This window comes from Acinetobacter sp. (genome assembly GCF_041919735.1).
GTDB lineage: Bacteria > Pseudomonadota > Gammaproteobacteria > Pseudomonadales > Moraxellaceae > Acinetobacter.
Window position 1 is genome coordinate 43778 of record NZ_JAYRTF010000018.1, and the last position, 15854, is coordinate 59631.

At 47.4% G+C, this 15854-nt stretch carries 14 protein-coding genes; 6 read left to right on the top strand and 8 right to left on the bottom strand.

The window, feature by feature from the left end; genetic code table 11:
- Positions 1-57: 57 nt before the first annotated feature.
- Positions 58-498 carry a DUF2147 domain-containing protein gene (locus tag ACE3T3_RS11360; RefSeq protein WP_374667000.1) on the top strand — a complete coding sequence of 147 codons (441 nt, stop codon included), beginning with the start codon at positions 58-60 and terminating at the stop codon, positions 496-498.
- 183 nt (positions 499-681) lie between these two features.
- On the opposite strand, the gene ACE3T3_RS11365 is transcribed toward ACE3T3_RS11360, so the two are convergent.
- From ACE3T3_RS11365 to pheA, 4 genes are all read right to left on the bottom strand, one after another.
- Complete coding sequence (locus ACE3T3_RS11365) at positions 682-1047, bottom strand: hypothetical protein (protein WP_374667002.1); 366 nt, start codon at positions 1045-1047, stop codon at positions 682-684.
- A gap of 109 nt (positions 1048-1156) precedes the next feature.
- Entirely contained in the window at positions 1157-3406 is a 2250-nt protein-coding gene (locus ACE3T3_RS11370) for a bifunctional prephenate dehydrogenase/3-phosphoshikimate 1-carboxyvinyltransferase (protein WP_374667004.1), read from the bottom strand.
- Between the two features lie 3 nt (positions 3407-3409).
- Positions 3410-4501: a histidinol-phosphate transaminase gene (hisC, locus tag ACE3T3_RS11375; protein WP_374667006.1), complete on the bottom strand. Its 1092-nt coding sequence runs from the start codon at positions 4499-4501 to the stop codon at positions 3410-3412.
- A gap of 82 nt (positions 4502-4583) precedes the next feature.
- Positions 4584-5693 carry a prephenate dehydratase gene (gene pheA / locus ACE3T3_RS11380; protein ID WP_374667008.1) on the bottom strand — a complete coding sequence of 370 codons (1110 nt, stop codon included), beginning with the start codon at positions 5691-5693 and terminating at the stop codon, positions 4584-4586.
- A 479-nt stretch (positions 5694-6172) separates the two neighbouring features.
- On the opposite strand from pheA, the gene ACE3T3_RS11385 reads away from it, so the two are divergent.
- A complete protein-coding gene (locus ACE3T3_RS11385; protein WP_374667011.1) occupies positions 6173-6691 on the top strand; it encodes a type 1 glutamine amidotransferase domain-containing protein in 519 nt (172 codons plus the stop codon).
- A gap of 81 nt (positions 6692-6772) precedes the next feature.
- Here the strand turns inward: ACE3T3_RS11385 and ACE3T3_RS11390 are convergent, their stop codons facing one another.
- Together ACE3T3_RS11390 and ACE3T3_RS11395 are read right to left on the bottom strand one after the other, a co-directional pair.
- Positions 6773-7915, bottom strand: a complete 1143-nt coding sequence (locus ACE3T3_RS11390) for an acyl-CoA dehydrogenase family protein (protein WP_374667013.1) — start codon at positions 7913-7915, stop codon at positions 6773-6775.
- Positions 7916-8117: 202 nt separating this feature from the next.
- On the bottom strand, positions 8118-9464 hold the full coding sequence (locus ACE3T3_RS11395; protein ID WP_374667016.1) for a dicarboxylate/amino acid:cation symporter: 1347 nt from the start codon (positions 9462-9464) through the stop codon (positions 8118-8120).
- A 394-nt stretch (positions 9465-9858) separates the two neighbouring features.
- Between ACE3T3_RS11395 and ACE3T3_RS11400 the strand changes: the two genes are divergently transcribed.
- Entirely contained in the window at positions 9859-10875 is a 1017-nt protein-coding gene (locus ACE3T3_RS11400; RefSeq protein WP_374667018.1) for a glycosyl transferase family protein, read from the top strand.
- 130 nt (positions 10876-11005) lie between these two features.
- Positions 11006-11380, top strand: a complete 375-nt coding sequence (locus ACE3T3_RS11405) for a hypothetical protein (protein ID WP_374667020.1) — start codon at positions 11006-11008, stop codon at positions 11378-11380.
- Positions 11381-11478: 98 nt separating this feature from the next.
- Here the strand turns inward: ACE3T3_RS11405 and ACE3T3_RS11410 are convergent, their stop codons facing one another.
- Together ACE3T3_RS11410 and ACE3T3_RS11415 are read right to left on the bottom strand one after the other, a co-directional pair.
- A complete protein-coding gene (locus ACE3T3_RS11410; protein WP_374667021.1) occupies positions 11479-11745 on the bottom strand; it encodes a YeaC family protein in 267 nt (88 codons plus the stop codon).
- A gap of 3 nt (positions 11746-11748) precedes the next feature.
- Positions 11749-12687 (bottom strand): NAD(+) kinase, encoded by a 939-nt coding sequence (locus ACE3T3_RS11415; protein ID WP_374667023.1) that lies wholly within the window; start codon positions 12685-12687, stop codon positions 11749-11751.
- 151 nt (positions 12688-12838) lie between these two features.
- On the opposite strand from ACE3T3_RS11415, the gene mrcB reads away from it, so the two are divergent.
- Together mrcB and ACE3T3_RS11425 are read left to right on the top strand one after the other, a co-directional pair.
- The gene (gene mrcB, locus ACE3T3_RS11420; RefSeq protein WP_374667025.1) at positions 12839-15232 is read left to right on the top strand and encodes a penicillin-binding protein 1B; all 2394 of its coding nucleotides are present in this window, start codon (positions 12839-12841) and stop codon (positions 15230-15232) included.
- Positions 15233-15244: 12 nt separating this feature from the next.
- Positions 15245-15793: a tetratricopeptide repeat protein gene (locus ACE3T3_RS11425; RefSeq protein WP_374667067.1), complete on the top strand. Its 549-nt coding sequence runs from the start codon at positions 15245-15247 to the stop codon at positions 15791-15793.
- Positions 15794-15854 lie beyond the last annotated feature (61 nt).

The following is a 15854-nucleotide window of genomic DNA, read 5'->3' on the forward strand; positions in this document are numbered from 1 at the left end:
ACGGTCAAATTTGGCTGCAATTTAGCCATCAAATTTATTGCTGTTTCAGGGGAAATTATGAAAACAATATTAGGATTACTGACGATTACAGCCTTGTGTTCTACAGCTATGGCGCAAAACATTTCAGGCACATGGCGCTATATGGATGACAAAACTGGCGAAGCCAAAGGCATCGTCAAAATTGAGCAGCAGGCAGATGGCACCTATGCCGGCACAGCCCTGAAAGCAACACCGCGCGCAGGTTATACTCCAAAAGAATTTTGCACCAATTGCCCAGCACCTTATACCAATAAGCCAATCATCGGCCTGCAAGTCATTCAAGGCTTAAAAACATCAGATGATACTAACTACACCAATGGCAAAATCATCGATCCGGTTTCTGGAAAAATTTACAGTCTGAAAGGCAAGTTAAGCCCGAATGGCAAAAAATTATTTCTTCGCGGCTATATGGGTGTTTCTGCAGTAGGACGCAATCAAACTTGGCTGCGTGTGGAATAAAATGCAAATGCTCAATATGCCTAAATATCCAAAATATTAGAATTATTTAGATATCATATTGTTTTATAAAGCATGCTATTCCATACCGTTGCTTTATTTTTGTTATCTTTATTGCCAATATAAAACGGCAGAATTTTTAATGATTTCTGCCGTTTTTTATCTCTGAAATATTTTAAGCGTCAATCAGCCTTTCCATTCAAATTTACTGAACGCTTCATCTTCTTTAAGGGTATTTTCCACCGCCTGAGCCAATTGATTCAGCAAGCTCTGTTCCGTAATGCGGTCCAGCCAATCCTGATCTTCATCAGGATATGAAATGATCTCACAGACCAAATGCCCGGCCACGTCATGGCCTTGGCAGGTAATCGATAAGGGCAAGGCATGATTGTCCACACTGACTGCAACCTGATCGCCGCTTTGCGACAGCGTTTCAAAACCGTAATCACTTAATTTATTCGCTAATAAATCGGCGACCTGCTTTTGCGCTGCACTGGAATCATCTTGATTTTCCTGATGTTCGCAGTTGGCTGCAAATTGTAATTTTCTCATCATGTGACCTAAAAGCATTATTGTTGTATGGTTTTAGAATAAGCAATAAAAACAAAACAGCCAAGCTTTTGCTTGGCTGTTGTCCAACAAATGTACAAAATTAGACTAATTATTCACTGACCTGAATGGCTAAGCCCGCCTGATTCGCCAGTGCAGTGAATGTCGGGAAACTGGTCGCCACAGTTTCGGTGCCGACAATTTTAATCTCGCCTGAAGTACGCAAGCCTGCCATCGAAAAGCTCATGGCAATACGGTGGTCATGATGCGATTCAATTTCACCGCCAGTGAAGACTGCGCCCCACTCTCCAGTCTTGCCTTTGCCTTCAATGATAATGCCGTCATCTGTCGGCGTGCAGTCAACACCCATAATTTTCAGGCCGTCCGCCATCACTTGAATGCGGTCCGATTCTTTGACACGAAGCTCTGCAGCGCCCGTTAAAATAGTTTGGCCTTCTGCACATGCCGCCGCAATAAACAGCGCAGGGAATTCATCAATCGCCAACGGCACTTGATCTTCCGGCATGTGAATGCCTTTCAGCGTGCGCGTGCCGCGAATGCGGATGTCTGCAATCGGCTCACCGCCGGCAATGCGTTCATTTTCCACCGTCAGGTCAGCGCCCATCTGTTTTAAAATTTCAATCACGCCAGTACGGGTCGGGTTAATGCCGACGGCTTCAAGCGTGACATCGGAACCTTCCGTAATCGCAGCGCCGACCATAAAGAAAGCCGCAGATGAAATATCCGATGGCACTTGAATGTCCGTACCGACCAATTTGCCGCCGCCTTGCAGTGAAATGCGGTTGCCTTCAGTTATCACTTCATAGCCAAAAGCGCGCAGCATGCGTTCTGAATGGTCACGTGTAGGTTCAGGCTCAGTTACCACAGTTTCGCCCTCAGCCCAAAGACCTGCCAGCAAAATGCCAGATTTAACTTGAGCCGATGCCATAGGCAAGTCGTAGTGAATGCCTTTGAGATTTTGATTGCCTGAAATCGAGATAGGTGGTGTGCCGCGCTCACCGGTGGTTTGAATCTGCGCGCCCATTTCACGCAATGGTTTCGCAATACGCTCCATAGGACGTTTGGTCAGCGATGCATCACCTGTCATCACAGAATCAAACTTCTGTGCAGACAGCATGCCTGAAAGCAGGCGCATGGATGTGCCTGAGTTGCCCATGTACAAGGCCCCTACCGGCGCTTTTAAGCCCTGCATGCCGACACCATGAATGGTCACTTCACCATTTTTAGGCCCCTCAATACTGACGCCCATATCGCGGAAGGCTTGCAGTGTGGCGAGCGCATCTTCGCCCTCAAGAAAACCAGTCACATGCGTGGTGCCTTCAGCAATCGCGCCAAACATAATGGAACGGTGTGACACAGATTTGTCGCCTGGCACGGTAAATTTACCTTGGAAATTTTTCTGGCCCGGTAAAATAGTAAATTGCTGTGTCGTCACTTTGTTTTTCTCCATCAGAGGTTTGTTGGCGAGCATATGATTGAAATGCTGTCGGGCAGCCTGAGCATGTCCCAATAAGCCCATAAGCGCTTGAGAGTTTTCATCTTCAATCAATTTACGCAAAGTCGCGAGCTGTGTTTCAAAGCCATCGACTGCATTTAAAATTGCTTTTTTATTGGCAAAAAAGATGTCATGCCACATCTGCGGATCACTGGCCGCGATTCGGGAAAAATCACGGAAGCCGCCTGCGGCATAACGAAAAATATCTAAATTGTCTTCACGGTTGGCTAGCTGCTCAACCAAATTAAAAGCCATTAAATGCGGAAGATGGCTGGTATGCGCAAGCACTTCATCGTGCTTTTCGACATCCATGCAAATCACTTCCGCCTTAGCGGCCTGCCACAGCTGAATCAGCTTCTCCACCGCCCAATCCGCGCTGCTCGGCAGCGGCGTCAAAATCACTTTATGATTGGCAAACAAATCGACTTTGCCTGCATGCACGCCGGTATGTTCAGCGCCTGCAATAGGATGGCCCGGCACAAAACCCGCTGGCAATTGCTCGCCAAAGACCGCTTTGGCTGCCTCAACCACATTGCCTTTGGTGCTGCCGACATCGGTCAGAATCACATTTTCAGACAAATACGGCTTGATGGTTTCTAGCACTTTTTGCGTTGCGCGCACCGGCAAAGCCAGCACCACCAAATCAGCGCCTTTAACGGCTTCAATGGGGTCACTATAGCCCTCTTGAATTAAACCCAAGGCCTTTGCGTCATCCAGCGTCTGCTTAGAGCGGGTGGATGCCACAATCTGCTTGGCCAGGTTTTCGGCAATCATAACGCGGGCAAGGCTTGAGCCAATCAGCCCAAGCCCAATAAAAGCAGCTTTTTCAAACAGTGGTGCAGACATAGCTTAAGCAACAGCCCCTAATTCAAGCACTTTCGCTAAAGCAGCGAGGAACTTGGCATTTTCAGCTTCGGTACCGATAGATACACGAAGATGATTCGCAATACCGACTGGACGGACAATCACGCCTTCTTTCAGCAAACCGTTAAAAGTCTGCGCAGGGTCCGCTTGCACATCCACCAAAATAAAGTTGGCGCGTGACGGCACATAATTCAGGCCCAGCTTTTCAAAACCCGCCTGCAGCTGCGCCATGCCCGCTTTATTCACTTCACGGGATTTTTCAATGAATGCTTCATCTTTCAATGCCGCCACGGCAGCCACCATCGCCAAATGATTGACGTTGAATGGCTGGCGGATGCGGTTCAAATAATCTGTCACTTCTGCAGACGCCAAAGCAAAACCGACGCGCAGCGCGGCCAAGCCATAGCACTTCGACATGGTTCGGCTGACGATGAGGTTTGGATACTGATCCAAGAATTTCAAGCTATTGAAGTTTTCAGGGAAATATTCCACATACGCTTCATCCAGCACCACAATCACATTGGCCGGCACTTTTTTCATGAAAGCATCAAATTCGGCTTCTTCAAACCATGTGCCTGTCGGGTTGTTTGGATTCGCAATAAAAATCAATTTGGTATTGGCTTTTACCGCAGCCGCCATAGCATCCAAGTCATGCGCAAAACCTTTTGCCGGCACTTCAACCGCTTCAGCATTAATGGCTTGCGCCACCAAGCTGTACACCGCAAAAGCATGCTGGCTATAAACCACGGAATCACTTGAAGACACGAATGCGCGCGCGAAAATTTCCAGCAGATCGTTTGAACCATTGCCTAAAGTAATGCGGTCATGCGCAATGCCAAACTGCGCCTGAATTTGATCTTTTAAAATAAAGCCGCCGCCGTCCGGATATCGGCCAATTTCCGCAAGCTCAGCAGCCACCGCTTCTTTCACTTTATCTGAACAGCCCAAAGGGTTTTCATTTGAAGCCAGTTTTACGATATCCGTAATCCCCAGCTCACGTTCAAGTTCACTGATAGGTTTACCTGGCTGATACGGCTTAAGCTTTGCGATGCCTTCATTGGCTGGAACAAACGTCATGTAACACTTCCGATGATTTCAAGTGATTAAGGCGCAAAACACCTCAACGGCATTTTGCGCAGTGTAATTTTCAAGCTGCCATTTATAAAACAGCAATTGGGTACGAACCCAGTACGCGAAGCTCTTTCACCAATGGGCGGATTTCTTCCAGCGCCGCTTTCACATTGTCCTGCTCGATATGGCCTTCCAAATCGATAAAGAACACATAAGCCCACTTCTCTGGCAGTGCAGGACGGGTTTCGATGCTGGTCAAACTAATTTTATGCTTGGCAAACGGCGCTAAAATTTCCAGCAAAGCGCCGGCGCGGTCGTGTGCAGAAATCAGCAATGACGTCTTGTCATTGCCGCTTTGCGGAATTTTTTCACGGCCAATCACCAAGAAACGCGTGGTGTTTTCTGGATTGTCTTCAATATTGCTGTGCAGAATTTCCAAGTTATAGATATTGGCTGCCACTTCAGAAGCAATCGCAGCAGAATGCCATTCATTGCGGATGCGGCGCGCCGCTTCTGCATTTGAGCTCAGCGCAACACGCTCAACGCCCGGATAATGCGCGTCCAGCCAGCTGCGGCACTGCGCCAGCGTTTGCTGATGGGCATAGATCTGCTTAATGCTGTCTTTACGGGTATTTTCAGAAATCAGGAATTGATGATGAATTGGCAATTCAACTTCGCCAATCACATTCAAATGAGAGGTCTTAAAGCAGTCCAGCGTGTGATTCACAACGCCTTCAGACGAGTTTTCGACCGGCACCAAACCATAGTGCGCGCTGCCCGCTTCCACTTCACGGAAGACTTCATCAATCGTCGGCAATGGACGGATGACCGCATCATGCCCAAAATGCTTCAAGACAGCAGAATGCGTATAAGTTCCGACTGGACCTAAAAATGCGATGCTTTGCGGCGCTTCAAGCGCCAGGCAAGCCGACATAATCTCGCGGAATAAGCGCGCCATGGTCGCATCAGACAGCGGGCCTTCATTTCGATCCATAACTTTGCGTAAAACTTGCGCTTCACGTTCAGGACGGTAAAACAGCGGGTCTTCTTCTGCAGCAAATTTCGCTTTTGCAACAGCTTCTGCCAATTTCGCTCGGCGGTTAATCAGCTGCTGAATCTGCATATCTACCGAGTCAATATCCTCACGGATTTGAGCCAGGTCGAGAGAAGCCGTGGTGTTCTGATCGTCATTGATCATTGTTATGTCGCCCTTCAAAATCATGGTTGCAAACAGTATAACAATAGTTAGCTTTCAAATGTTGCGCAATAAGACATTCATTGATTCCGCCTTAAAAACATACAGTTGTTTAAAACATCAGCGGCGCTGAAATTCATCATCAAAAATATTGCTATAAAAATGGATGCAAAATACGGTCTGTCCATATCAAACCGGATTGTAGATGAATCGTTCTGCATCTCTTGAAGTCTTTTTCTATCAGCACAGAACTTTAAACGATAAGAAAAAGTTAAAAATGATAGTTTTTTAATCAGTTTTAATTTAAATTAAAAGAAAATTTTGACCGAAACACACTTATAAAACCATTACTTACTTTTAATTCATTTTTTAAAACGGCTAAATTTTGAATAACCATTTATAGACCATTCAGCTGCAAAGCAGTCACGAATTTTTAAGATTGATCTTTTAATCTTTATACATGCAAGACAGGAGCTTCGTTTATGCGCAAAAGAATCGCTGTACTGGTAACACATGATTTTGAAGATTCCGAATATGCAGACTCTGTACAAGCCTTCCGCGCAGCCCGTCATTGCATTTCCAATATTGAACACCGTGCCGGCAATATCATTTATGGGAAAAACCGCCTGCATGCAGTCACTATCGACCAAAGTATAGATCATGCGTCCATACATGATTTTGACGCCCTGCTGATTCCTGGCGGCGACTCTCCGGAACGGCTGCACACAGATGAACGCTATATCGACTTTGTACGGAATTTTGCCGGCGCCTATAAGCCAATCATGTGCATTTGCCATGGCCCCAAACTGCTGATCAATGCGCAAGTGGTGAAAGGCCGCCGCATGACCGCCATTGAACCCTTGATGATCGAACTGCAAAATGCCGGCGCGGTGTATTTTGACCAGCCTGTGGTGAATGACAATAATCTCTATATTACTTCGCGCGCGCCTGCTGACCTGCCGGAATTCATCCGTGAAACACTGCAGGTGCTGAAGCACTGAATTGCGATGAATCCAACCCCCAATAAAAAAGAGCCCTGAGGCTCTTTTTTATTTTCACGATGAGCTGCGGCCAGCTCAGTGTCAGCGCCCTAAAATGCCGCGCGCGACAATCTCTTTCATAATTTCATTGGTGCCGCCGTAAATCCGCTGAATCCGCGCATCAACAAAGAAGCGTGAAATTGGATATTCCACCATATAGCCATAACCGCCGAACAGCTGCAGCAAATTGTCGGCAACTTTCATCTGCATATCGGTAGCGAAGCTTTTCAGCGCCGCGGCCGTTTCAACATCCAGCTTGCCTTGCATATACAATTCAACATTGCGCTCATAAAATGCAGCCGTCGCCAGCTCATCAATTTTGGCCTGCGCCAAAACAAACCGGGTATTTTGGAACTGCCCCACGGCCTGACCGAAAGCTTGACGCTCTTTGACATACTGCGCCGCCAGATCAATCGATCCGCGGATTGCGCCAATGGCTGTCGAAGCAATCGCGGTGCGCTCGCGCGGCAATTCCTGCATCAAATAGGCAAAGCCCTGGCCCGCCTGCCCCAGCAGCTGTTCTTTCGGCACTTTCACATTATCATAGAACAACTCAGAAGTATCTTGTGAGTGCAGGCCAATTTTGTCTAAGTTGGTGCCTTTTTTGAAGCCGTCTAAATGCGTATCAACCAATAACAGCGATACGCCTTTGGCGCGCGCCTGCGGATCGGTTTTAGCGGCCAGCACCACCAGATCAGCATGCTGGCCATTGGAAATAAAGGTTTTAGAACCATTCAGTACATAATACTCGCCCTGCAAAATAGCGCTGCTGCGCATTGCCTGCAAATCCGAGCCGGCGCCCGGTTCGGTCATGCCAATTGCACCCACCACTTCACCGCTGACCATTTTCGGCAGCCAATACTGCTTTTGCGCTTCTGAGCCAATATGCAGAATATACGGCGCAGCAATTTCTGAATGGCAGGAAATGCCTGTCGATAATGCGCTGAATCCCGCGCGGGCAGACTCTTCAACCAGCATCAGGGAATAATGTGTCGGCACGCCATAGCCGCCATACTCTTCCGGCACATCGACGCATAAAAAGCCGTTTTCACCCAAAGCGCTCCACACGGAGCGCGGCATGATGCCCTCTTTTTCCCATTGCTCATAATGCGGCGCAATCTGTTCCTGCATAAAACGGCGGAAATTATCTCTGAATAATTCTAAATCTGCATCATGTGCCAGCATTGGGTTCTTCCTTTTGAACTTTGTTGTTTTGCTGGAACCCATCCTAGTGCAGTTTTCATCTGCTGTCATGAGAGAAAACTGAGCATTCAAATTCCAGCATTCAGGGCTTTGCATAACAGCAATAAAAAAACGCTGCAAAAAAAAGGAAGCCGAAGCTTCCTTTTAAGCGCCAAGTTTAAACTTGGCATTGAATTAAAACATCTTAAGCATGCGCTTGATTGCTTTCATCCTGCATTTTACGGTCAACTTCCGCAGGATTGTCCAATGCATCATTCAGCTGCACCATATCCAGCTTGCCGACCCATTTCGCAACCACGATTGTTGCCAATGAGTTGCCGACCAAGTTGGTCAAGGCGCGCGCTTCTGACATGAAACGGTCAATACCCAAAATCAAGGCCAAACCAGCAACAGGAATATGCTCCACTGCAGACAGCGTCGCCGCCATCACAATAAAGCCTGAACCGGTTACACCCGCAGCGCCTTTAGATGAAATCAGCAGCACGGCTAAAAGTGTAATTTCATGCGCCAAATCAAGCTGCGTATTGGTCGCTTGCGCAATAAAGATGGCCGCCATGGTCAGGTAAATAGATGTGCCGTCCAGGTTGAATGAATAGCCGGTTGGAATCACCAAACCCACCACCGACTTTTCACAGCCCGCAATTTCCAGTTTTTTCAGCATGCGCGGCAGCACCGATTCAGATGAAGATGTACCCAAGACGATCAGCAATTCTTCGCGGATCATACGGATCATTTTCAAAATGCTGAAACCGCAGAAACGGGCAATCGAACCAAGCACAATAAAGATAAACAGCAAGCAAGTCACATAGAAGCAGATGATCAGCTGCGCCAACTGCGCCAGTGAGCCGATGCCGTATTTGCCGATTGTGAAAGCCATTGCGCCAAATGCGCCAATTGGTGCAAGCTTCATGATCATATTCACAATGTTAAAGAATACATGTGAAATTTGATCGATGAATTTCAATACAGGCTTGCCTGCGTCGCCCAGTTTATGCAATGCAAAACCAAACAGCAGCGCAAACAGCAGCACTTGCAGAATCTCGCCTTGGGCAAAAGCGCCTACCACGGTATCAGGAATGATGTGCATCAAGAAATCGACAGTCGATTGCGATGCGCCAGTTTCCACATATTTCGAAATCCCTGCTGTATCTAAAGTCGCAGGATCAATATTCATGCCTGCGCCTGGCTTAGCGATATTAATCACCAGCAGGCCGATAATCAGCGCTAAAGTAGATACGACTTCAAAGTAAAGCAGCGCAATGCCGCCTGTTTTACCAACAGACTTCATGCTTTCCATACCCGCAATGCCGCTGACGACAGTACAGAAAATTACAGGAGCAATAATCATTTTGATGAGTTTAATAAACGCATCGCCTAATGGTTTTAACTGCTCGCCTAAGCCCGGAACGCTTTGTTTAACACCGTTGACAATTTCAGTTGTACTCGGTGAAAAATGGCCCACGATTACACCGAGAATAATAGCCACAATCACTTGAAAATACAGCGACTTATAAATTGGTTTCTTGGTCATGAGAATACTTCACAATCTGCTTCTGCTTGCAGAAGTTTTCGTTTTTTGCCTATTTTCCGCTAAAAAATAAACAACCCTAACTCATTTGCCGCTGACAAAAGAGGATAACGATGCTGGTTTCACTAGCATGGAATAATGTAAAAGCGATTTTGCTCAAATCGCGCCAAGCCATGAACTGGCCCGGAACAGGAGAAACAACATACAAAAATACTGCTAAATTTTACCAAGTTCTAAAACTGATTTTTTGCCTGAAATGTTAATTCCGATTAATAAATATACTTTTCTTATTAGACTATGGTCTAGCATCATACCAAATATGTATTATAAACTGGCTGAAAAACACCTAGCAAAAAAGTAGACTAGAGAGTTAGCCTGTTTTTTTAGACCTAGCGCCATGAATACAAAACGAAATATGTATAAAGATTTTGAACATCCTTTTGCCCAGTTTGTCCGTATTATTGGCAAAGGCAAAAATGGCGCGCGCTCACTGACCTATGATGAAGCCTATCAGGCGTTCAGCATGATCTTAAAAGACGAAGTTTTAGATGTGCAGTTAGGCGCATTTCTCATGCTGCTGCGGGTCAAAGAGGAATCCGTCGATGAATTGGCCGGTTTTGTGCAAGCCGTGCGCGATCAGCTGAATTTCAAACCGCTGCATGTCGATTTAGACTGGTCCTCTTATGCCGGAAAACGCAAGCATTACCCGTGGTTTTTGCTGGCGGCCCTGACGCTGGCGCATCATGGCTATAAAGTGGTGATGCATGGCGCTTCAGGCCACACCATCAACCGCCTGTATACCGAACAGGTTTTAGAATATCTCGGCTATCCAATTTGCGAAAATGCAGAAGACGTCGAACGTCAATTGCAGCAGCGCAATTTCGCCTATTTGCCATTGCAGGCGATTTCACCGATTTTGAGCGAGCTGATTTCTTTGCGGAATGTGATGGGCCTGCGCTCGCCTATCCATACCCTTGCACGCCTGATCAACCCTTTTAATGCCAAAGCGACCATGCAGGCCATTTTTCATCCGGCTTACCGCAGTTCACATCAGCAGGCCGCGTTTAAGCTGGGCTATCAAAACAGCGCCGTCATCAAAGGCGAAGGCGGAGAGTTTGAACGCAACCCCGATGCAAAAACGCTCATCTTCGGGATTAAAAACGGCGAATTATACGAACACGAATTGCCTAAATTGACTGACAGCCGCAGTCCCGCCGAAGAAGAGCTGAATTTGGCGGACTTTAAAGCCGTATGGGAAGGCAAGCAAACCCACGAATATGGAGAAATTGCTGTGGTTGAAACCATGGGTATTGCGCTCTATGCCATGGGCGCAGTGCCAAATTTCGAGTCTGGCATGCAGATGGCTCAAAAACTCTGGCTCAGCCGCAATGCCGCGCCTGCAGGCATTCAGTAAAGCGCAGCCGGAAAAAGCGCTACAAGATTGATACAGTCTCCTCAAAAGATCCGCTAGGCCTAGCGGATCTTTAATGATAATTTATTTGTGAGCACCCGTTATCATAAATACAACAAAAACGAGGAATATCATGAACACAATCTTTGGACAAGATTCAGTCTCGACTGAAAAAGAAACGCAGGCTCGCAACGCCCTTTACGATGCAATCGTTTTCAGAAACACCTTTACTCAAGTCGTCATGCAATTTATCCAGCATCATTTGGACACTGTGCCTGCGGATTATTGGACCGCGTATTTTGGCAGCCCAAAACCCAGCACCGAACAGATCGTTGAGCATTTGATTTTAGACGACCGCAGCTTTTTAAATAGCGGTGATTTGACTGAAGAAGAAATTGCATTTCATGAAAATCATTTGGATTTTGTTCTGCCCGCCAATATCAGCTTATACGCGCTTTGCGTCAGCTTTGAAGATGGCGTTCCCTACAGCATCAGCATTGCCAATTAAAAAAACCAGCATGATGCTGGTTTTTTTTCGGCTTAAAGCTTCATGCGCCTGCAGCCAAGAGGCTATTCACTGAAGCCCATGCCCCCAAGCGGATTGAATTAAACAAAATGGATCGGTTTAAATTCAGGCTCTTCCACATGTGAATCGCAATGTTCATCTTCTTCTTTGGTGCCGCGGTCAATATAGCCGCTGCGTTCTGTTTCAGGCAAATTTTTCATTTCCCACGCATACACGGCCTGCATGCAGGTTTGACGCTGCTCTGCCGTCAGCGCCACGCCATTTGGCCATTTTCCGATTTCAATTGCTGTTTTTAAGCGTGCAACAATTTCAGGATCCAATATGGCAAGCATTTGTTCAATATTCATGGGCTAATCCTGTTTAAATGAGTCAAAGTCTTGATTCCAGCCAAGCTTGGTACGGCATGCCATATAAAAGTCATAGCCTGGCGGGTGAAGCAAATTAAGTTTAAATGGATGCTTGCGGATATGCAGGCTGTCGCCGACACTCAGCGAAACACTGTGCTGGCCGTCCGCGCTCACCATAGGCAATACGCGGTTTTCACGGATAATAATCTTAATTTCACTTTGTCCGCCCACCACAATAGGACGGGAGGATAAAGTATGCGGATGCATCGGCACCAAAGCAATGGCATCCATGCTTGGATGCAGGATCGGCCCGCCGCCTGACAAGGCATATGCGGTAGAACCGGTCGGTGTAGAGACAATCAGACCGTCACTGTGCTGGCGGTACACATACTGACCGTCAATATTCAGTTCAAAGTCAATCATATGCACGGATTTACCCGAATGCAGCACCACATCATTCAAGGCGATGGCATCATAAATGCTCTCACCTTTGGAACGGATTTCAATTTCCAGCAAAAAGCGCCGGTCTTGCTGAAATTCACCTTTCAGCACTTGATCCAGCTTGAAGATGACTTCAGTCGGCTTAATGTCGGTTAAGAAACCCAAGCGGCCGCGGTTCACGCCAATCACCGGCGTATTGAACTTAACCAATGAACGCGCAGCATGCAGCAAAGAACCGTCACCGCCGACAACAATCACCAAATCCACCACCTCGCCCAGCAACGCTTTGCTGACGGTCTGTGTGTTGGTATATGGAACTAACTGGGCTGTTTCGGTATCAAAAACCGGATGCAGCCCCAAACTCAATAAATGATCATGTATCAGGCATAAGGTTTCAACCACTGACGATTTGTCAGGACGTCCAATTAGTCCGATATTCCGAAAAGCCTTATGTGAAATATACACCTGCGCCATTGCTCCGCTACGCCTCATGCTTATCATAGCATTAACGCTTTTGATTTAAAAAAACTTTGATTTGCTAATTAATCTGACCGAAGCCTCCTTATTTTGCATACATATACAGTTTAAATATTGCAAATTGCGCAAAAGCTTCGCATGATTAGCGAAATTTCTCAGGATCTTATAATTATTTATGAAGTCTGAACGCGGCATAGGCACGATTGCATTTATTTTCTGTGTATTGGTCATTGGCGCATTTGTCGCTTTCAGTGTTTATCTGATTAAAATCGACAATGTCGTCCGGGCCAAATTTGAAGGACAGCGCTGGGACATTCCGGCCAAGGTCTTTGCACGCCCATTAGAAATCTACAGCAATGCGCCTGTCAGCCAGGATGACCTGCAGGAAGAGCTGAAAATGCTCGGCTATAAAAATGCCGACAGCTATGCAAAAACCGGCAGCTATGTCACGGCTGGCAATGAAATGTACGTGCATACCCGCGGCTTCGACTTCGGCGACAGCGTTGAACCTGAACAAGTGTTAAAAGTTTCTTTCGGCAAAGATACCGTGACGGATGTGAGCGCAACCAAGCCTTCATCCAGCGGCATCGCGCGTTTAGAGCCTTTATTGATTGGCGGGATTTATCCGCAGCACAATGAAGACCGCGTGCTGATTAAACTGAAAAACGTGCCGAAACCGCTGATTGAAGCGTTAATCGCCACAGAAGACCGCAACTTCTATCATCATCATGGCATTTCTGTCCGCGGCACAGCACGCGCCATTGTCAGCAACGTGACTGGCGGCAAGCGCCAAGGCGGTTCGACCTTAACCCAGCAGCTGGTCAAAAACTTTTACTTAAGTCCTGAGAAAACCATTAAGCGTAAAGTCAATGAAGCCTTGATGGCCATGCTGATTGAACTGCACTATGACAAAGATGAAATTCTGGAAGCCTACTTAAACGAAGTGAATTTAGGCCAAAACGGCAATTATTCCATTAACGGCTACGGTTTGGCGTCACAGTTTTACTTTGGCCTGCCGCTGCGTGAATTGAATATTGCGCAGCAGGCTTATCTCGTGGGCTTGGTGCAAGGGCCAACGCTATACAACCCTTGGCGCAATCCTGAAGCTGCAAAAAAACGCCGCGACATCGTGCTGAACAATATGCTGGTGATGGGGTATTTATCGCAAGCGCAATATGAGACTGAAACTGCCCGTCCATTGAATGTCATTGCAAAACCGACGCTCGGCCCTGCCCGCTTCCCAGACTTTTTGGACATTGTGCGCCGTCAGCTGCGTACAGAATATCAAGAAAGCGATTTAACCAATCAAGGCCTGAAAATTTTCACGACTCTGGACCCATTAGCGCAAACACGCGTCCAGAACAGCTTTAAAGAAACGGTTGCCCGCTTAAGCAAAGCCAATCCAAACCGCTTAAAAGAGCTGCAAGGCGCTGTTGTGATTACTCATCCTGAAAATGGTGAATTGGTGGCAGCGGTCGGTTCGACTCAAGATTTCACCGGTTTTAACCGTGCAGTGGATGCAAAACGCCAAGTCGGCTCTTTGCTGAAACCGGTCATTTACCTCAGCGCAATTGAATCTGGCCGCTATAACTGGGCCAGCCAAATTCAGGACAGCGCGATCAGCATTCAAAGCGAAGGCAAAGCGTGGACGCCGAAAAACTATAGCGGCGGCGAACATGGCGTCGTGCCGATGGTTCAGGCTTTATCACAGTCCTTCAACTTGTCTGCTGTGCGCCTCGGCCAAGAGTTCGGCATTTCGACCTTTGTTAACCATCTGAAAAAATTTGGCGTGACCTCCAATATTCCTAGCTATCCATCCATTTATTTGGGTGCGGTAGATATGTCGCCAATGGAAGTTATGAGCATTTACGGCAACTTTGCGACCGGCGGTTTTAAATATCCTGTGAAATCCATCCGCTCGGTGGTGGACAGCAATGGCCGCACATTGGAACGCTACAGCCTGTCTGTCCAGCCGACCATTGACCCTGCGGCAGCCTACGTTCTGAATTACGGCTTACAGCAGGTCATGAACTCAGGCACTGGCCGTGCAGCGTACAATACGTTCCCGACCTCATTGGAACTGGCTGGCAAGTCCGGCACCACCAATGACACCCGCGACTCATGGTTTGCCGGCTATTCAGGCAATTACGCCGCGGTGGTTTGGCTTGGCCTGGATGACAATAAAATTACCGGACTGACTGGTTCTTCAGGCGCGCTGCCAGTGTGGATTAATGTCATGAAGAACTTGCGCCAAAAACCAGTCAATCTGCGCCAGCCTGCTGAGGTGCAGTGGCAATGGCTGGACAGCGGCACAGGCGAACTGTCCGCAGCCGGATGCGCGGGCGCAATCCATATTCCGCTGCTGCGCAGCTCAATGCCAAACCGTTCTACGGCATGCGCACAGTCACAATATGAAGTACAGCCTTACACAAGCGATACTGAAGCGCCTCAAGAAAATGCGCCTCAAGGTGATAGTTTAGAAAACCTTATCCGCGAAAGTGATAATGACACGAATCAGGATTCATCTGACAATCCGCGTGTGATTTCCAGCGGCAGCTTTAACAACTGAGGTTAAACTTTGATTTTTAAAAAAACCTTTATTGGCGCAATGGTTCTGGGTTTGGCGGGCTGTCAAAGCATGCAGCCTTCAGAACCCAAAGCGCCTGAGCAAAAGGCGCGGCAGCAGGCATCTAAAGAAATCCGTGATCCATCTGGCGTGGTGATTCATCCTTATGACCGGCCAGATATCGAGCGCAAGCGCATTGTCATTCCTGAACAGCAGGAACGTGTGCAGAAATTTGATGACGGGCGGAACCTGCCCGCATTTAAAAAGCTAATGCAGCAGACGCAGGCGGCATATGCCAAAGGTGAGCTGAATAAAGCAGAAGATTCCGCCATGCAGGCGCAGCGCTTAGCGCCTCAGTCTGCCGAAACTTTTATGTATTTGGCGATGATCGCTAACCGCAAAAATCAGCCTGCCAATGCAGAAGCTTTAGCGCAGCGCGGTTTAAGCTATGCGCAAAGCACTCCGATGAAAAAACAGCTGTGGAAAATCATTCTGCAGGCTGGGCAAAAACAGCAGAAACAGCACACCATTCAAAAAGCGCAGCAAGCATTGAAAGCCCTTTAAACAGGGCTTTTCATTTTTTATGCTCAGGCATTCAAACGTATTGCTGCTCTGGCAGTTTCAA